Annotated in this window: 16 protein-coding genes and 1 tRNA gene; 4 read left to right on the plus strand and 13 right to left on the minus strand. The window is 60.9% G+C overall.

Annotation, left to right across the window (positions count from 1 at the left end):
• Window positions 1–3: 3 nt before the first annotated feature.
• Window positions 4–381: an addiction module antidote protein gene (locus C4J90_RS17635; protein ID WP_124363659.1), complete on the minus strand. Its 378-nt coding sequence runs from the start codon at window positions 379–381 to the stop codon at window positions 4–6.
• Between the two features lies 1 nt (window position 382).
• Window positions 383–685 carry a type II toxin-antitoxin system RelE/ParE family toxin gene (locus tag C4J90_RS17640; protein ID WP_124420466.1) on the minus strand — a complete coding sequence of 101 codons (303 nt, stop codon included), beginning with the start codon at window positions 683–685 and terminating at the stop codon, window positions 383–385.
• Window positions 686–1,072: 387 nt separating this feature from the next.
• On the opposite strand from C4J90_RS17640, the gene C4J90_RS17645 reads away from it, so the two are divergent.
• The gene (locus C4J90_RS17645; protein WP_124420467.1) at window positions 1,073–1,684 is read left to right on the plus strand and encodes a transferase; all 612 of its coding nucleotides are present in this window, start codon (window positions 1,073–1,075) and stop codon (window positions 1,682–1,684) included.
• A gap of 81 nt (window positions 1,685–1,765) precedes the next feature.
• A complete protein-coding gene (locus tag C4J90_RS17650; RefSeq protein ID WP_124363663.1) occupies window positions 1,766–1,936 on the plus strand; it encodes a DUF2986 domain-containing protein in 171 nt (56 codons plus the stop codon).
• On the opposite strand, the gene C4J90_RS17655 is transcribed toward C4J90_RS17650, so the two are convergent.
• The 5 genes from C4J90_RS17655 to C4J90_RS17675 all read right to left on the minus strand — a co-directional run bounded on the left by C4J90_RS17655 (window position 1,908) and on the right by C4J90_RS17675 (window position 5,996).
• Window positions 1,908–2,903, minus strand: a complete 996-nt coding sequence (locus tag C4J90_RS17655; protein WP_124363664.1) for a GlxA family transcriptional regulator — start codon at window positions 2,901–2,903, stop codon at window positions 1,908–1,910. The two genes, C4J90_RS17650 and C4J90_RS17655, sit on opposite strands and share 29 nt — an antisense overlap.
• A gap of 4 nt (window positions 2,904–2,907) precedes the next feature.
• Window positions 2,908–3,450: a cysteine hydrolase family protein gene (locus tag C4J90_RS17660; protein ID WP_124420468.1), complete on the minus strand. Its 543-nt coding sequence runs from the start codon at window positions 3,448–3,450 to the stop codon at window positions 2,908–2,910.
• A gap of 163 nt (window positions 3,451–3,613) precedes the next feature.
• Window positions 3,614–4,825 (minus strand): YeeE/YedE family protein, encoded by a 1,212-nt coding sequence (locus tag C4J90_RS17665; protein ID WP_124420469.1) that lies wholly within the window; start codon window positions 4,823–4,825, stop codon window positions 3,614–3,616.
• A 138-nt stretch (window positions 4,826–4,963) separates the two neighbouring features.
• Window positions 4,964–5,039: transfer RNA gene (locus C4J90_RS17670), tRNA-Asn, on the minus strand.
• 54 nt (window positions 5,040–5,093) lie between these two features.
• Window positions 5,094–5,996: a LysR family transcriptional regulator gene (locus tag C4J90_RS17675; RefSeq protein WP_124420470.1), complete on the minus strand. Its 903-nt coding sequence runs from the start codon at window positions 5,994–5,996 to the stop codon at window positions 5,094–5,096.
• Between the two features lie 99 nt (window positions 5,997–6,095).
• Here C4J90_RS17675 and lldD point away from each other — a divergent pair, with 99 nt between their 5' ends.
• Together lldD and C4J90_RS17685 are read left to right on the plus strand one after the other, a co-directional pair.
• Window positions 6,096–7,250 (plus strand): FMN-dependent L-lactate dehydrogenase LldD, encoded by a 1,155-nt coding sequence (gene lldD / locus C4J90_RS17680; RefSeq protein ID WP_124363668.1) that lies wholly within the window; start codon window positions 6,096–6,098, stop codon window positions 7,248–7,250.
• 286 nt (window positions 7,251–7,536) lie between these two features.
• Window positions 7,537–8,463: a GGDEF domain-containing protein gene (locus C4J90_RS17685; protein WP_124363669.1), complete on the plus strand. Its 927-nt coding sequence runs from the start codon at window positions 7,537–7,539 to the stop codon at window positions 8,461–8,463.
• A gap of 21 nt (window positions 8,464–8,484) precedes the next feature.
• Here the strand turns inward: C4J90_RS17685 and C4J90_RS17690 are convergent, their stop codons facing one another.
• The 6 genes from C4J90_RS17690 to C4J90_RS17715 form a co-directional block, all read right to left on the minus strand.
• Entirely contained in the window at window positions 8,485–9,258 is a 774-nt protein-coding gene (locus C4J90_RS17690) for a TenA family transcriptional regulator (RefSeq protein WP_372237506.1), read from the minus strand.
• A 76-nt stretch (window positions 9,259–9,334) separates the two neighbouring features.
• Window positions 9,335–11,797 (minus strand): EAL domain-containing protein, encoded by a 2,463-nt coding sequence (locus C4J90_RS17695; RefSeq protein ID WP_124415185.1) that lies wholly within the window; start codon window positions 11,795–11,797, stop codon window positions 9,335–9,337.
• 71 nt (window positions 11,798–11,868) lie between these two features.
• Window positions 11,869–13,686, minus strand: coding sequence for an ABC transporter ATP-binding protein (locus C4J90_RS17700; RefSeq protein WP_124363672.1), 1,818 nt, complete (start codon window positions 13,684–13,686; stop codon window positions 11,869–11,871).
• Window positions 13,679–14,314, minus strand: a complete 636-nt coding sequence (locus C4J90_RS17705; protein ID WP_124363673.1) for a DsbA family protein — start codon at window positions 14,312–14,314, stop codon at window positions 13,679–13,681. Before C4J90_RS17705 ends, C4J90_RS17700 begins: the two co-directional genes overlap by 8 nt.
• Window positions 14,315–14,317: 3 nt before the next feature.
• Window positions 14,318–15,259 (minus strand): rhodanese-related sulfurtransferase, encoded by a 942-nt coding sequence (locus C4J90_RS17710; protein ID WP_124363674.1) that lies wholly within the window; start codon window positions 15,257–15,259, stop codon window positions 14,318–14,320.
• Window positions 15,260–15,414: 155 nt separating this feature from the next.
• On the minus strand, window positions 15,415–18,321 hold the full coding sequence (locus tag C4J90_RS17715) for an RHS repeat domain-containing protein (protein ID WP_124420471.1): 2,907 nt from the start codon (window positions 18,319–18,321) through the stop codon (window positions 15,415–15,417).
• Between the last annotated feature and the right edge of the window lie 187 nt (window positions 18,322–18,508).

Consider the following 18,508-nt stretch of genomic DNA (forward strand, 5'->3'; position numbering starts at 1 on the left):
CGATTATTGGCCGGCGGTCGCCGGCTTTGCCCCAGGCGCTTGCCTGCTCGCAATCGGCTGCACCGTCAGCTCCACCCCCAATGCCACCATCAACTTCTGGATCGTCTCATAGCGCGTTTTGGAGCCGCCTTTGAGGGTTTTATAAAGACTCTCCCGATTAACTCCCGCCGCCTCAGCTACCTTGTTCACGCCCTGGGCCTTGGCCACCTCGGCAAGGGCCTTCATGAGGACGTGCGGGTCCTGAGACTTCATGCTCTGCGCCAGATAAGCGCTGATAGCCTGCGGATTGTCGAGGAAGCGTGAAGCTTCGTAGACGCGGGTACCGGATGTATCCAGATCGAGGATCGGCATGTCCTCCGGTTTGAATTTCGATTTGCTCATTTCATCTACCTCTCAGGGCATCGAGGATCTCTTTTGCCCGCTTGATTCCTCTTTTCTGGTCGGTTTTATCGCTTCCCCATAACATCAAGTAAGCGGTGATGCCCGTGCGTACAAAATAAATCCTGTAGCCTGGCCCGACAAAAACACGCATTTCGCTCAGGCCGTCGCCGACAGGCGCACAGTCGCCAAAATTGTTCTCTTCGGCGCGGTCGAGACGGGTCAGCACCGCTGCTTTCCCCCAAACATCCTTCATACCGTCGAGCCATGTATCGAACTCGGGCGTCCTGCCAATCATATTGATCACAAAGCCACATGTAGCCTACTGGCTACTCCCTGTTGATGCCAGTGAATTTTTAATTGCGATGAAAGCCGCAAGCAAAACCCTAGTCCAGCACCCGCCCGAGCGGCCGATCGATACTATTAGCACCTGTTTCCCCCGCGTTTAAAGCGGCCGATCAAACAACGGCGCCCCGGCGTGGCGCCCTGATCGCCCGGTGACACAGCATAAATCCAATGTGGGAGGGGGCTTGCCCCCGATAGCGGTCTATCAGTTAAAAAATGGCTGACTGGCACACCGCAATCGGGGGCAAGCCCCCTCCCACATTTGGATCGGCGTAGGCCAACCCATGTAAAAAGTCACCTGGCTCGCATTATTCTGTCCTGACGCTCGCAGCCCGAACCGGAGGCTTCCATGAGTTCACCCAAAATCAGCACCTTCATTACCCAATGGCCCTCACTCGGCCTGGCTCCCCCAACCGCCTGGCAGGTGTCCCAAGACTGCGAGAACCAGGTGCTATCCCTGCTTTCGCGCCTAGGCCCAGGCTTTCGCCGCCACGGTAACTGCGCCATCCATGAAAGCGCCATCGTCGAAGAAGGCGCAGTGCTGAAGGGCCCGATTATCATCGGCGAAGGCTCATTCGTGGCAGCGGGTGCATACCTGCGGGGAGGCGTTTATTTGGGCAGCCATTGCATCGTAGGGCCCAGTTGCGAATTGAAAAGCACCTTCATGCTGGATGGCAGCAAGTTGGCGCACTTCAATTTTGTCGGCGACTCACTGATTGGCGAAGGCGTGAATATCGAGGCCGGCGCGATCATCGCCAATTATCGTAACGAACTGAATGGAGCAGCGATCAGGATCCGCCATGCAACCGGCGTGATAGAGACAGGCGTGAACAAATTCGGTGCCTTGGTGGGCGACGGCTGCAAGATTGGCGCAAATGCAGTCATCGCTCCCGGCGCGCTATTGCTCCCCAACAGCCATGTTCCACGCCTGGGGTTGGTTGACCAGTTCGCTTACGATTGAGCTGCAGGCGGCTGAGTGCGTTGAACGGTCAGGCTTTTCAAGCTGGTATCATCCGCGCCCTCCCCCATCAGGCCAACACACATGAACCGCCAGAAAAAACTCAAGCAGCTCTTCAAGGCCAAGGCCAAAAAGGCCAGTGCCAAACTGGCGCCGAAGAGCAAAGATACATACGTCAGCAAGGCGGACCGTTTAAAGCTGGCGGCCGAGACCGGCCAGGAGTCGGTTACGCCCCCTGAGACGCTGGCTGAATAAGGCGCATCGCTGAAGGCGTGCCCGTTTCATATTTGCCCCAGATACGCCGCAGGTGGCGCGCCGAACCAAAGCCTGCGCGTTCGGCGACGGTTTCGATGTCCAGGCTCGACTCCACCAGCAGCTCGCGAGCCACGGCCAGGCGCAGACGGTGCAGGTAATCCAGCGGGCTGATGCCGACATGCTCGTGGAACAGGCGCGCCAGATGGCGGCTGCCGGTGCAGGCCAGGTCCGCCATGCGGGTGACGGTCCAGGCGTCGCAGGGGGCGGCAGCAATGGCGTCTTGTACACGATGGACTGCCGGGTGCAGGTGATTACGTCCGGCTATCCACGGCGATAACTGCGGGTCTGCGCCGCCGCGACGCAGGTACACCACCATGTCCCGCGCGACGGCGCACGCCAGCCTTGGCCCGGCACGCTCGGCGATCAAGTGCAGCATCATATCGATACCGGCGGTGATCCCGGCGCTGCAACTGACCCGACCGTCGGTGACGTACAGCCGGTTTTCCAGGACCCGGGCCTTGGGCGCGAGGGCCTGGAGGGTGGCGCACAGCGTGTGATGCGTGGTGCATTGGCGCCCGTCGAGCAGGCCGGCACGGGCGGCAGTCAGCGCACCGGCACACACGCATATCAAACGCTCGGCAGAGGGCGCGAACACCGTCTGCAGCCACTGCACCAGGCTGTCGCTGGCGGATTCGAAGGCCTGCTGGCGTGCTTTGTCCACCTTCATGCTGGAGCCGACCAACACCACCAGGGTGCCCGGCGCCAAGCGGGTCGGCAAGGGCGCCAGACCGGTTAACGGCAAACCGATGGAGCTGTGCAGGGATTCCACCGGGCTGACGTACTGCAGCTCGAAATCCACCGCCGCCGGGTCGTCGGCCTGCGCGGCCAGGCGCAGCACTTCGGCAGGCCCCGCCAGGTCGAGCATCAGCACATTGGGCAACAGCACGAACAGCACCGGCACGCTCATGGATTCACCCCGCCAATGCCTGGGCGACGGTGACGATGCGCGCAAACCGATCCTCCAGCACCAATTCCGTACGCTCGCGTATCTCCGCCGAGGTGTACACCCGGCCGCTGCGTGCGTGAGTCATCGGGAAGGTCAGCGTAGCCTCACTGACGAAGTCGACGCTAAACCCGCTGTCCGAAGCCTGCCGCGTGGTGGTTTCACAGCACTGTTCGGTACGAATGCCGCTGATGATCAATGTGGTGACGCCCATTTGCGTGAGGCGCGCGGCCAGCGATGTACCGGCGAAGGCGCTGTGGTAGTGCTTAAGAATGACCAGCTGCGGATCGATCGATAACTCGCTCAATGTCTTGACGTTACCCGATGCCATCGAAAAGTGCCCTTGGTCTTCCACATGAAAGACTTGTACCACCGGGATGCCCTGCTGAACACAGCCGTCGATGAGGGCCTGCTGGTTTGCCAGGTAATCCGGCAGGTCGTTTTCGGACCAGTAGGGTGAATGACGGAAAGAATGCTGGGCATCAATCACGATCAGGGCTTTGCGGTTCATGGCGGGTCCTTTTGGCTTATGTATGGAGGCAGTGTTGCAAGCCATGGTAAAGACCCTGCCGGATGCACAACAGGCGCAAGGCGGACCGGTTCAGGACCGATTCGGACATACATACCATGCCATGACGTCGCAGCTGCCAGCCAGCCAAATATGCACCGCTCGTTCAGCAACCACTCAGGGCTACCTGAGGCCGTTCGCCGGCGAAGAAAAACGGTCGCAGGCGTACGCCCACGCTATTGCCGATAAACGCCGCCACCAGCCACAGCCAACCATGCAAGCTCCCCGAGGCAATGCCGCTGAAGTAGGCGCCAATGTTGCAGCCATACGCCAGGCGCGAACCATACCCGAGCAGCAAGCCGCCGATGACCGCCGCGATCAACGAGCGCGCCGGGATCTTCAAGCTCGGCGCGAAACGCCCGGCCAGGCCGGCGGCCAACAGCGCGCCAAGAATAATGCCGATGTCCATGACGCTGGTGATGTCTTCCCAAACCGGTGCGGCCAGGGCCTTGGCATTGCCCGGCACCTGCCAGAACGCCCAACTGGCCACGTCCACCCCCAGCTCACTGGCCACCTTGGCGCCCCACAGCGCGAACGCTGAAGTAATGCCCCATGGCCGCCCGGCCAAAGCCAGCGTGGCGTAGTTGAGCAAGGCCAAGCCAATCGCCCCCCACACCAACGGCCACGGCCCGCGCAGGAAGCGACGCAGCCCCCGATGTTCGCTGGTCACGCCGGCTTCAAGTTGGCCATGGCGGCGCTTCTCCAGGCGCACGGTCACCCACGCAATGAGCGCGAACACAGCCAGGCTCAGGAGCAACGCCGGCAATACGCCGAAACTTTTGACGATTGAAACAGGCGGGAACGACGGCAGGGCAAACCACCAGTCAACGTGGTGGGTGGCGATCAACGATCCGCAGATAAAAAACAGCAGAGTCACCAGCATGCGCGCATTACCGCCGCCCACGGTGAACAGGGTACCTGACGCGCAACCACCGCCCAACTGCATGCCGATGCCGAAGATAAACGCGCCGAATATCACCGACACCCCGGCCGGCGCCACCAGCCCGACCACCGGCTGGCCGAACAAGGTGCCCGCGCCCAGCGCCGGGAAGAACAACAACACCGCCACCGCCAGCATCACCATCTGCGCGCGCAAGCCGGCGCCGCGCCGATCATTGATAAACACGCGCCAGGCCGAGGTAAAACCAAAGGCGGCGTGGTACAGCGTCAAGCCCAATGCGGCGCCGACGCCCAGCAACAACACCTGGCGCACACCCACTATGTTTTGCAGGAATACGGCGCCCGCCATCAGGACGATAAAGGCCACCAATGGCGCGAACGGCTTGCGCGCCGGGGTTACGGAAAGGGAAGTGCTCATGGGGACCTCAATGTGTTTGAAGCTGGCCAGTATAAACCCGGAGCGATGCCGGGCAGGCGCGGTCGTTCTGGTACCCGCTGTTGCCGGGTCAAATTTTAAGCAAAAAAAAGCCTGCATCTCTGCAGGCTTTTCTCTATCTGGCTCCACGACCTGGACTCGAACCAGGGACCCAATGATTAACAGTCATTTGCTCTACCAACTGAGCTATCGCGGAATGCGCCGTATGTTACTGATTAAAAAGAAGAAGTCAAGCCTCCTCTGACGTGTGTCACAACGTGGCGGGATGACTGGTCGAAACCGCCTGCTCCCTGGCCAGTTCCAGCCAGGCGCGCGCGGCGGGGGGCAAGTGGGCACTGGCGCGCCAAGCCAGGGCGATATGCCAGTCAGTGTGGGGCTCGTCCAAGGGGATCAATGCGATGCCGGCGTGTTGGTGTGTGTGCGCCAGCATCCGTGGCAGGAAGGCGACGCCCAGGCCGGCGGTGACCAGGTCGACGATAAAGTCGATCTGCCCGCTACGAGCAGTCACCTTTGGCACTACGCCCTTGCGTTCGCAGGCGGCGAGGATTTTCGCGTTGAGGGCGAAACCGGCTTCGAACAGGATGAACGGCGAGTCTGCCAGGTCGGTGAAGTCGATGCGTTCGCGGCGCGCCAATGGGTGGCTGACAGGTAATACGGCGATCAACGGTTCGTTGCGTACAGGCTGGTAGTCGAAGCCTTCATCCACCGGCAGCAGCAGGGCCGCCAGGTCAACCTCCCCGGCTTCCAGGCATTCGCGTAATTTTTTGCTGCCGTATTCGGTGAGTTCGATGTCGATGTCGGGGTAGCGCGTGCGGTAGGTGGCGAACATTGTCGCAAACAGTACGCCGCAACCTACCGGTGGCAGACCGATGCGCAGCACGCCGCGCTTGAGACCGCGCAGGTCGTTGATCTCCACCACCAGGTCATTGTGTTCGGCAAGCAGCACCAGGGCGCGGCGGTAGGTAATTTCGCCGGCGGCGGTGAGTTCGTTCTTGTGGCCAAGACGATTGAGCAGCGGTGTGCCCAACTCCTCTTCGAGGGTCTTGACCGCCTTGCTGACCGTGGACTGGGTCAGGGATACCACCTCGGCCGCCTGGGAAAAACCGCCCTGGCGCACCACTTCGACAAACGCTCGCAGGGTTCGCAGGTTCATCAGTATTCCTTTTGCGACTGGATTGCAGCGATAAAAGTTGTTTTTATCATGCCAGAACTTTGCTTATCGTGGGCCACTTTGCCGAGTGGAGCCCATACCATGATTATTTCGTCCGCCTCCGATTACCGTGCTGCCGCCAAGCGCAAGTTACCGCGCTTTCTGTTTGACTATATCGATGGCGGCGCCTATGCCGAACACACCCTGCGCGCCAATAGCTCGGACCTGGCAGAGATCAGCCTGCGCCAGCGCATCTTGCGCAATGTCGACAACCTGAGTTTGAAGACCTCGCTATTTGGCCAGGAGCTGGCCATGCCGGTCATTCTCAGCCCGGTCGGCTTGACGGGCATGTATGCACGACGCGGTGAAGTGCAAGCGGCCAAGGCGGCGGCGAACGCCGGTGTGCCCTTCTGCCTGTCGACGGTGTCGGTGTGCCCGATCGAGGAAGTCGCCTCGCAAAGCCCGCAGTCGATCTGGTTCCAGCTGTATGTGCTCAAGGATCGCGGCTTTATGCGCAATGCCTTGGAGCGGGCGCAGGCGGCAGGCGTGACGACACTGGTGTTCACCGTTGACATGCCAACCCCCGGCGCGCGTTACCGTGATGCGCATTCGGGCATGTCCGGGCCGTATGCGGCGCAACGGCGGATATTGCAGGCCGTGACTAAGCCGCAGTGGGCGTTCGATGTGGGCTTGATGGGCCGCCCCCACGACCTCGGCAATATTTCCAGGTACCTGGGCAAACCCACGCACCTGGAAGACTACATCGGCTGGCTGGCCACCAACTTCGACCCGTCGATCAGTTGGAAAGACCTGGAGTGGATCCGCGACTTCTGGAAGGGCCCGATGATCATCAAAGGCATTCTGGACCCGCAGGATGCCAAGGATGCCGTAAGTTTCGGCGCCGACGGCATCGTGGTCTCCAACCATGGCGGCCGCCAGCTCGATGGCGTGCTGTCGACCGCCAAAGCGTTGCCGCCGATTGCCGAGGCCGTTGGCGATGACCTCACCGTGCTGGTGGATTCCGGCATTCGTTCCGGGCTCGACGTAGTGCGCATGCTCGCGCTCGGCGCCAAAGCCTGCCTGCTGGGGCGCTCCGCGGTTTATGCGCTGGCCGCCGATGGCCAGCATGGCGTGGAAAACCTGCTGGAGATTTTCGCCAAGGAAATGCGCGTCGCCATGACGCTGACAGGGGTCACTTCCATCGCGCAGATTGACCGTTCTACGTTGGTAACCCCCTCTTCAAACATTCAATATTAGTCAGAGAAATGACGCGACTGTTTGTCGACGGTTTTCATGAAAAATCAGTTCATTGATTTATATAGGTATTTATTAATTCAAACGATTGGCACGAATCTGGCTCTAACCCACTCACGCAGGTCAAGCGATGACAAGACGTGTGGCAGTGCCCTGGGCTTATAACCCGGCGTAAAGCGGTCTAAACTGTTTCCAATGTTTTACGGAACTGAAGGAACAGTAAGACGCTTGGCACTTGCCACTCTCATCCCGCCTGTAAGACAGTCATGTGCTTAGAGGCCGCCTACGTATGAAAACACCGACCCAGACCAACGCAATTGACTTTGACAGTGCCAAATTGCAACGCCTGGGGTTTGGTCAGCCGTCCCTTCGCCCCCATCGCCCCGCCACCCTCGGTCAGCTTCGCCAGCAACTGAACCAGCAATTGCAGACCAGCCTGGAACCGGAACGCATCCTCGGCTTGTTCTTCCGTGAAGTGCAACGCCTGGTGCCGCTGGACGCGCTGCAATACCGCTACGCGATCAGCGACCTGCGCCTGGAGTTCGGCCATCGCGGCCATCATTCGGTGAGCTACACCTTGAGCCACGAGGGCGAACACTTGGGTGAGCTGGTGTTCCGTCGCAACCAACGCTTCCTCGAAGAGGAACTGGGCCAGCTCGAGTCCCTGCTCGCAACGTTGCTTTACCCAATGCGCAACGCCCTGCTCTACCGCGCCGCCACCCGCAGTGCCCTGCGCGATCCTTTGACCGAAACCGGCAACCGCGTGGCCATGGACCAGACCCTGCAACGGGAAATTGACATGGCTCGGCGCCATATGCACCCGCTGTCCCTGTTGATGCTGGACATCGATCACTTCAAGAAGATCAATGACACCCATGGTCATGCCGCCGGCGACAGCGTATTGCGCGCCGTGGCCGCAGCGATCAAAAGCCAGTTGCGCAACGTGGACATGGTGTTTCGGTTCGGCGGGGAAGAATTTCTGATCCTGCTCTCCAACACCGGGCGCGATGCGGCGCGGATGGTCGGCGAGCGCCTGCGCCAGGCGGCACAAGCCCATGATTACTGGGTGGAGGGTACGCGGGTCGACTTGACGGTGAGCCTTGGCTGTTCGACGTTATTGGCGGCCGAGTCGGCGGAAAGCCTGCTGCGCCGGGCCGACAATGCCTTGTACGTGGCCAAGCGCGAAGGCCGCAACCGCTTGGCAATGGCGGGGTAAAACCCCGCCATTACGGGTGCATCACGCCTCGCTGGCGACGCGCGCCTGGCGCTCACGAACGAGTACGGGCGCCTTTTCTTTCTCTTGTTCCAGGCGCATGCAGCTTTCCAGGAACAGGTACATATAGTCGTAGCTCTTGCACACCGCCTGGCGCAACTCCACCTGCAGGGCCTTGCTCGGGTTCGTGCCAGCCAGTGTGCAGATGATTTCCAGGGCTTCCCAAGGGTGCGCGTCATCATACTGGGCGTGCATCTTCAGCCACTTCATCGCGCGCTTGCGTTCTTCCTCCGGGAAGGCGGCAGCATACACGCCGGTGGAACAGACCACGGCAGACCACTCGCCAGTGGCGCCCTCGATGGCGTAGTTGGTGGCGGCAATCGCAACGATCAATGAATCCGCCGAACTGGTGTGCCAACACCAATGACTCAATGCGTGCAACTCCGGTGGCACATCCTGTGCCTGCAGCTCTTCAAGACTGACGCCGTGGGCACGCGCCCAATGCACCCAATAATCGGCGTGGTTCAATTCCACGCGGATATTGCGCATCAGCCAGCGTCGCGCCATATCCTCCCCCGGATGGCGGGCAAACTTGGTCTTGGTGAGGTTCTGTGCCATGTACAAGGCGAACTGCTCCACCACGGGCCAGCCACCGATCAGGTAGTGGCGCATGGTCTTGGCGCTGAGCGTGTTATCGCGCATGCGTTGGTACAGTTCGTGTTCGACAACCCGACGCTTGCTCTCGCTACAGTCCAGGATCAATTGCTGCGCCCAGGCGGGGTAACTCGAGGCTTCCATAAGCGGGCCGGTTCTGTTGAAGGTGTCGATCACTGTAGGGCTCCTTTTTAAGTGTGATGTACAGACCAGCAAAGTTTCAGCGGAATGTGCCGGGCGCCTTGAATAACAGGGGCTGCGGCCGCGCAGGTCGGCATTGCAGGCTATCGAAGGTAAACAACTGCGGACGTTCAATCAGATAGCCCTGAGCGTAGTCCACGCCTATCTCAAGTAATGCCTGTTCGATCTGCGACGTTTCAACAAACTCGGCGATAGTGCGCTTACCCATCACATGGCCTATGTGATTGATCACTTCGACCATGGCGCGGTTAATCGGGTCGTCCAGCATATCCTTTACGAAACTTCCATCGATCTTCAGGAAGTCTACAGGTAAATGTTTGAGATAGGCGAACGAGGACATTCCGGCACAAAAGTCATCCAGGGAAAAATGGCAACCTAACGCTTTGAGTTCATTAATAAAACGAATGGCACTGCCTAAATTGGCGATAGCGCTTGTCTCGGTTATTTCAAAACAAATCATTTCCGGAGGGATGTTGTAAGTGCCGAATTTCTCACGTAAAAAACCAAGAAAATCGTCATCGCCAATGGTTATTCCTGACAGATTAATCGCACACATGGCCATAGGTCGGCCCGGACGCTCGTGCATGCAACGCGCGATGATCTTGAAGACGTTCTCCACCACCCACCGGTCCAGGGAAGTCATCAAGCCGTAACGCTCGGCCGCCGGAATAAAACTGTCGGGCAGAATGATTCGCCCCGCCTCGTCGTGCAGCCGCAGGAGAATTTCGATGTGCCCATTGCCCGCTTCGGTATGGCCCAGAGGCGAGATTTCCTGGGAGTACAGGCAAAACCGATTCTCTTCCAACGCCATGTGCAAGCGCTGTACCCAGGCCATTTCACCAAAGCGCAGGGACAGCTCCGAGTCATCGGCGTGATACACCTGCACCCGGTTACGCCCCTTTTCCTTGGCCATGTAGCACGCCATATCGGCGGCGCGCAGGGACGTTTCCAGGGTGGTCGGGGTGTGTGAGATATGCACCAGGCCGATGCTGACGGTGGTCATGAACGGCCGGCCCTTCCACACGAAATGCAGGTTCTGCACGGTGTGACGCAGGCTCTCGGCGATCTTCTCGGCCACCGGCGCCGGGCAATTCTCCAGGAGGATGCCGAACTCATCGCCGCCCAGCCGCGCCAGGGTATCGCCTTCGCGCAAGTCCGATTGCAGCAACGCACAAATGTGTCGCAGCAACTCGTCGCCCGCAGCGTGGCCGCAGGTGTCATTGACCAGCTTGAACTGGTCCAGGTCGAGAAACATCAAGGCATGGCGGCCGTTTTGCTGGCGCGCTACCTGCTGCAGCACCTGCTCCAGGCGGTATTCGAATTCACGGCGATTGGCCAGGCCGGTCAGGGCGTCATGGGTCGCCTGCCAGGACAGGTTGGCGATGTACTGGCGCTCCTGGGTCATGTCATGCAGCACCAGCACCGCGCCACTGACCTTGCCGGCGCTGCGAATCGGCGCGCCCACCAGGGTCACGGAAACGGTGCTGCCGTCCAGGCGCTGGATCAACTTGGAATGTTCACTGCCGCCACTGAGTTCGCCCTTGATGATGTGCTCGATCAGGGTGAAGCCGTCCGGCTCGGCGTTTTCATCCAGCAACTTGAACAACGCCGCCAGCGGCAGGCCCTGGGCCTGGGCCGACTGCCAGTGGGTCAACGCTTCGGCGGCGGGGTTCATGTAGGCAATCGCACCGTCCACGTCGGTGGTGATGACACCGTCGCCGATCGACTCCAGGGTAATCTGCGCCCGCTCCTTCTCCGCCTGCAGGGCATCGGCAAACGCATGACGCTGGGTCAGCAACTTGTGCGTGCGCAGCAACGCCAACACGATCAGGCCCAGGGCCGTGGCCAAGTTGGTGATCAACAACAGGCGCAGGATCATCCGCGACCCTTCACCCAGGGCATCACTGAACGCCTTGGCCGCCGGTGTCACACCTTCGTTGATGGCCGTGATGCGCGCCTTCCACAGGCGCACATCGTCAGCATTGACCCGATCAGCAGCAACGGCGCCATGCATTGCCTGGGCGAGGTCGTCCAGCTGCAACAAGTAGCCGTCGCCCACCGTCCAGAGTTCGATGGCTTTTTCCAGGTAACTGAAATGGCGGAAGTTGAGGTACAGCCAGATCAGGCTGGAGACGTCGTCGGGGTGGTTGCCACCCTTGATGATGCCCTGGCGTGCGGCGGGAATATCCGGTGTGGGACGGTCCAACGCAACGCGCAATTCATGCCCGCCCTGGGGCACGGCAATCGCTTGCTGATATTTGAGGTAAGTGGCGGCTTCGCGGTTATCGGCGTAAAGGGTCAGGTAGTAGATGGCGTCCTTCTGGCCCTTGGACCACAGACTTTCGCCAGCCACATAGCCACGCACCGCCGAGAGCACGTAGAGACTGACGCAGCCTAACAATGCCTGGAACAGCACGACGGCAATGAAGGGCCAGACAATGCCCAGCAACCGTGGCGTTCCGAGAGTCCGCTTTTGCTTCATGAAGTCCCTTGCACATGCACAGCTCAATACGCACGCGAAAATCCGCTCCCGATCGCACAACCTAAGCCAAATCACCGCACTTGTTGCAAGTGTCCATACAATTTGGCGTACAGCCCCCCGTCGGCAATCAATTGCTGATGGTCGCCATCCTCGGCGATACGCCCGCCATCGAACACCAACACCCGATCCGCCTGTTTCACCGCTGAAAGGCGGTGGGCGATGATCAGTGTAGTACGCCCGCTGAGAAACCGCGCCAGTGCCTGGTGCAGGTTGTACTCGGTGGCCGCGTCCAGCGCCGAGGTGGCTTCATCCAGGATCACCACCTTGGGCTCGGCCAGCACCATGCGCGCGATGGCCAGGCGTTGCCGCTGGCCGCCGGAAAAGCGCACGCCAGAGCGACCCACTATGCTGTCCAGGCCCAACGGCAATGCCTTGACGGTCGCCTCCAACTGGGCGATTTCCAGCGCCTGCCAGCACGCCTGATCCGTACGCTCGCGGCCCATTGTCAGGTTGGCGCGCACGGTATCGTTGAACAGTGCCGGGTGTTGCAGCACCACCGCGACGTTTTCGCGAATGGTCGCCAGGCCGATGTCCTGCTGGGTCGCGCCGCCAAAACGGATACTGCCGGCCTGGGGTGTGTAGAGGCCCAGCAACAGTTGCACCAGGGTACTTTTGCCGCCGCCGCTGGCGCCGACAATCGCCACCTTTTCCCCCGGTGCGATGGCCAGGTTCAATTGGTCGAGCACCAGGTCATCGCCGTAGCCGAAGTCCAGGCCGCGCACGTCGATGCCAACGGTTGCACGCCCGGTGAACGGATCGGTCCCCCCGGCGTACTGCGGCTCGTCGGCGCGGGCCAGCAGCTCGTTGATGCGCGTCAACGCGCCGCCTGCCGCGTAGTAGGCATATTGCAGGTTCAGCAATTGCTCCACCGGGCCGATCATGAACCACAGGTAGCTGAACACCGCCAGCATCTGGCCGATGGACAGGTCGGAAAACAGCACGGTGAGCATCGCCGCTGCGCGAAAAATGTCGATGCCGAACTGGAACAGCAAGCCACTGGCACGGCTGGACGCGTCGGTCTTCCATTGCGAGTGAATGGCGTAGTCGCGCACTTCCTGGGCACGCTGGCCCAGACGCCCGAGGAAAAAGCCCTGGCGGTTGCCGGCGCGCACTTCCTGGATGGCGTCCAGGGTTTCGGTCAGCGCCTGGGTGAAGCGCGAGGTGCTGTCGTTTTCCAGTTTCTTCAAGTGTTTGACGCGCTTGCCCAACTGCACCGTGGCGTAGATCACCAGCGGGTTGAACAGCAGGATCAACAGCGCCAGTTGCCAGTGCATCCACACCAGGATGGCCGAGGTGCCAACCAGGGTCAGCATCGCCACCAGAAAGCGGCTGAGGGTTTCGCCGACGAATTTGTCCAGTGTGTCCAGGTCGGTGACCAAGTGGGTGGTCACCGTGCCGCTGCCCAGGCTTTCGTATTCGCCGAGGGAGATGCGCTTGAGCCGCTCGATCAGCCGCACGCGGATGCGGTAGACAATGTCCTTGGCCAATCGCGCAAACAGCCGCGCCTGCACTACGTTGAACACCAGCGCGCCGCAGCGCAGGGCCAGGGTGATCACCAGCATCAGGCCGATATAGCCGGCGGCCTGCTGCCAGCCCAGCGGCAAGGCGTGGTTCATCACCTTGAGCGCGGCATCGCCACGGCCCAGCAGCACTTCGTCGACCAACAGCGGTAACAGCAACGGGATGGGTACGCTGCACAAGGTCGCGAGCACGGCCACGCTGTTGGCGATCCACAGGGATTTCCTGTGGCGCAGGGCCAGGCGGCGAATTTCCGCCCAGGTCAGGCGGTCGGTGCGCTTGGGTTCAGGCGTGTCGGGCTGATCATGCACAGGTGGCGCGCTCCAGCCATCGCCCCAGCAATGGCGACAATTCGGACAAGGGCTGGTAGCCATTGGTCAGCAGCGCCAACTGGCCATTGCGCTCGGCCAGCAAGGTCGGGAAGCCTGCGATGCCCAGGTCCTGTACCCAGGTGAAATCGGCGGCCGTGGCGGCGTGCTGTTCGGCGCGGTCGAACTCGCCGGCAAACTCGATACGCGGAATACCGGCCTGCTCGGCCAGTTCCACCAGCACATGGGCAGAGGTGACGTCGCGGCCTTCTACATAGAACGCGTGCTGGATCAGCCCAAGCAGCTTCCAGGCGCAATCGGGCGCCAGGCTGCGCGCCGTGACGATGGCGCGGCACGCAGGCTCGGTGTCATAGACAAACCCGTCGGGCAGCGCGCCTTCGCGCTTGAACGGCTGGCCGGTGGCGTCAGTCACCGCCTGCCAGTGCTCGAGGATATAGCGCCGGGTGTTCGGCTCCAGCGCCGCGCCGCTGCCGGTGCGCAAGCCACCCACCACCAGGTGCAACTCCACACCGCTCGCCCGGGCCTGCTCAACCAGCGCCTGCGCCACTGGGGAAAAGCCCCAGCACCAGGAACACATCGGGTCCATCACATAGAGCAGGCGCGCGGGCATGGTTCAAGCCTCGGAAGGGGTTTGCTTGTAGTTGAAGCCAATCGGGTGCGGCATGTTGCGGGCCTTGGCCAGTTCGATCTGCTTTTGCCGGTCGATGGCGCTGCGACGGGTTTTCTCCGGCAGCTTATCCCAGCAATGCGGGCAACTGATGCCGGCCACGTAGTGCTCGGACGCGCGGTCTTCTACGCTGACCGGTGTGCGGCAGGCATGACATTGATCGTAGTCGCCTTCGCTCAAGTCGTGGCGCACCGTCACGCGATTGTCGAAAACAAAGCAGTCGCCCTGCCACTTGGTCTCTTCCTGCGGCACTTCTTCGAGGTATTTGAGGATGCCACCCTTGAGATGATAGACCTCGTCGAAGCCTTCACTGAGCATAAAGCTCGAGGCTTTCTCGCAGCGAATGCCACCGGTGCAGAACATGGCGACTTTCTTGTGCCTGGCCGGGTCGAAGTTGGCTTTGATGTAGTCGGGGAATTCGCGAAAACTGGTGGTTTTCGGGTCGATCGCGCCTTCAAAGGTGCCAATCGACACTTCGTAGTCGTTGCGGGTGTCGATCAACAGCACTTCGGGGTCGCTGATCAGCGCGTTCCAGTCTTTTGGATCGACGTAGGTGCCGACCTGTTTGTTCGGGTCGACGCCGTCGACGCCCAGGGTCACGATTTCTTTCTTGAGCTTGACCTTGGTGCGGTAGAACGGCTGCTCGTCGCAGTACGACTCTTTGTGGTCGATGTCGTCCATGCGTGGATCGTTCTTCAGCCAGGCCATCAGGCCATCGATGCCTTCGCGGCTACCGGAAACAGTGCCGTTGATGCCTTCCTCGGCGATCAGCAACGTGCCTTTGATGCCGTTGTCGACCATCGCCTGCAACAGTGGCTCGCGCAGGGCGACGTAATCTTCAAGGGTGACGAACTTGTACAGTGCCGCCACGACGATAGGTTGGGTCATGGGTGTTCTCTCCAGGTGGCTACCCTCGTAAGGGGTGAACCGGATAAAAAAACGCGCCGGCCAGGCGGCGCGGCGCGCATTCTAGCAAAACCACGCCGCCGCCGCATCGACACACAGCCGCTGATATTGCCTCAACATCCTGGCGGCGATCGGCTTCAGCGGTGTGGGTTGCGTACGCCCTCCACTCGGTACTTCTGGCCGCCGAGGTGTTTGAACATCAAACGATAGGCACTGCGACCACGAGAAGCGGCGTAACCGTGCAAGTCAGCAGACCACAGTTGATCTCTGTGGAGATGCCAATGAACCGCGCCAAAACGCCCTTCCCGCAAATGACTGAGGGTAAGGGCGATACTGCGGTCCTCGCGGCTCGACGAACTGATATCTCCAAGCACCTCGGTATTGATCTGCATCCGTGGAGCAGCGCCTCTTATCGCCCTCGGCGCCCTCATCGGCAGTTGGGCCTGCGCTTGCCGACCACCGCGTGCGCGACTGGAACCGGCAACCTGTGTCGTCGCCCCCACCTCGAACGTGCTTGCCCCCGCCTGCTGACCGCTCGCGGCAGCGGACTCACGCCCTGGTCTTCGCAGCAGTACCGCGCCATAGCCCATGCGTTTCAACTCAGGCATCGGGTTACGACTGTCCATCAGTATGCCCTCGATGCCCGCCGATTCACCCACAGGTCCCGCATAGCCATAGATGTCCCCTTCCGATGCATTGAGGTAAAGGGACATGCCTCCCTCGGCAGGGCGGCGTGCATAGGCAAAATTCACCAGCCGCTCCGTTTCTTCGTGACTCAACCGCGCCCGCTGCGCCAACTTGATCGCCATCTCCGAAATATCCCTGGCGAATTGTTCTTCCACTTGTTCCGCAGCCCTTGCCACGGCCTGCGGTTGCATTTGCAGATAGGCATTCAGGCGACTGGTGCCAAACAGTACACCGCCCACCAGAGCCCCGATGGAAGCCCCCACCGTCGCATTCCCAAGCAGCGCCCCCACGCCCAGGCCCAGCAAGACCAAAAGCAGGAGGATTACAGTACCGCCCTGTATTTGGGTATTTTCCACATCGGCCGGCAGCAGCCCCATTGAATCAACGAATGTCATCGGGTTGTTGAACGCCATGAGATAGGGATTCAACTCTGCCCCGCCCCCTAGGGGGTCGGGGTTTATCCAGCGCTGTAACCAAGGGGCGTAGTAGCGGAAACCGTAGTAATACAAGCCGCTGCTGTCCCGCTCTTTGCCTGAATATCGGCGCGTCTTGTAGCGACCCTCCACCTCGCTGCGCGATGCCCACCACGCCGTCCCTCCATAGGGAAAATAACTCTCCTGGCTCAATAACTCTGCCTGTTCGCCCAACTCCAGCCCATGACTCGATTGCTGATCCGTCAGGCAAAAACGCAGGGTTGCATCGGCTGCTCCCTCATCGAGCCCCAGCTCCCATTGCAAGACCTCAACCGTGCACCGCGCCACTTCAAGACGCACAACACTCAGCCGGCGCAACGGTCGATGGCGAATTTCCAGGCCTGGCAGGTAATACACACGCGCCGTCTGCCGGCTGCCGGCGACCTGCTGGTGCGTGAGCTTGAGCGCGCGCTGGCCGTCGCCTGCGTACACATAGGCCTCCTCATCCGGGTCCCCCTCCTCTCGCAGAATCGTCGTGACCTTGGTCAACTGATTACGCACGTTCCACGCCATCGGCAGGCCGCGCCCCAGCTGTTGCTGATTGCCATTGGCATCAAAACCCTGCGCCCACTCGCCAACCGGATGCTCGCTCGACAACGCACGATTACTGCCAGTTGCGACCTGCATGTCGCGGGTATAGCCGACACCACTGGACGGCACATGACGCAGCCGGGTCAGGTTACCCCCCTCGTCATAGGCATAGTGCTGGGTATAGTTGCGCCATAAACCGGCGTCGGTCGAACCGAACGAAATACGCGCGGGCAGTGCCGGGCCGATGGCGGCGGCAGTACTTTCCCGGCCTTTGGCCTGGGTCAGTTGGTACAGCGAGTTGTACTCATAGCGACAGGAGGCAGCTACTTGCGTGTTGTGGCTCCACCTGGTCGGTTGTGCCTGATCCTGCAGGCTTGAAACATTTCCCACGGGATCATAGTCGTAGCTCAAATCCTGTAGCGGCGCCGCCCGCTCGTTTTTGCGGTACGCCATCAGCCGGCGCATACGGCCATCCTCGGCCCGATAGGTGGCCAGGCTACTCACGCCATTGCCCAGCAGGGCCGTCTCCACCTGGCCGGCGGCAGTGTAGACGTAGCCCTCTACCACGGTCTTGCGCGTACCACTCTTCAAGGTGAGGTGAATGTTTTTCGCCTGCCCGTCCAGCCCATAGGCGAACTGTCGGGCATTGCCCTTGGCGTCGAGCTGTTCCACCGTGGCACCCAGGGCGTCAAACGCCCAGCGTGTGGTGTAAAGCTCAGGTTGCAGTTGCTGGTCCTGATCGGCCGGGGCAAGCGGCCAGTCAACAGTGCCCGGGGCCTCGCGAAACCGCCGGATTTGGCGCAGCACCTGCCCGGTCATCCCATAGGCGTCGAACACCTGCGTGCCCGCCGGGTCGGCATGGCGTACCAGGCGGCCACTGCGGTTAAGTGCGCGGTGCTCAGGCGTTGGCGCGGCATACACTAGGCGTTCGACACACCGGAGTCGCGCTTCGTCGGCAGTTTGTTCGAACACCGCCACCGGACGCTGCAAGGTGTCGTAGTCGTGGCGCTGATAGGCACCGCGGCCGTCCCAGGCATGCAACAGCTGTCCCGAGGGCGCCGCCAGCATCAGCCGCATGCCGGCGTCCACATCGTTGCTGCGGATCAAGGTACCAGACAGGCTGTACACCGAGGCCTGATTGGCCTCGGTCAACGGTTCGCGCGATTTAAGGGTAGAAAGGCGCGGGTCCCACTGCTCAAGCAAAAGGCCGCTGGCCCCATAGACCTGACGCCTGACACGGGCCGTCGGCGCAGCCTGGGAGGTAGCGCACAGATAAGCGACGCTGCGCACGGTCAATCCACGGGGGTCGAAGGCCGCAAGCGAGGGCGTGTTTCGATGAAGTGAAGCAGACATGATCACATGACCTCAATTGCACAATGGTCAGCAAAGCCTAGGGTTCATGCCTGCACAGAGGTGGTATCGGTGTATGGATGCCTCAACCGGCGGGGGCCGACGATGCCTGTAAATAGCTATGCCTGGCCCCGTTAACCTGCGTGATAGCGTTTTTCATTGCCCGCCGGCCCCATCGGCAGGCGTGAAG

The sequence above is a fragment of the Pseudomonas sp. R2-60-08W genome (assembly GCF_003852335.1).
In the GTDB taxonomy this organism is placed as follows: domain Bacteria; phylum Pseudomonadota; class Gammaproteobacteria; order Pseudomonadales; family Pseudomonadaceae; genus Aquipseudomonas.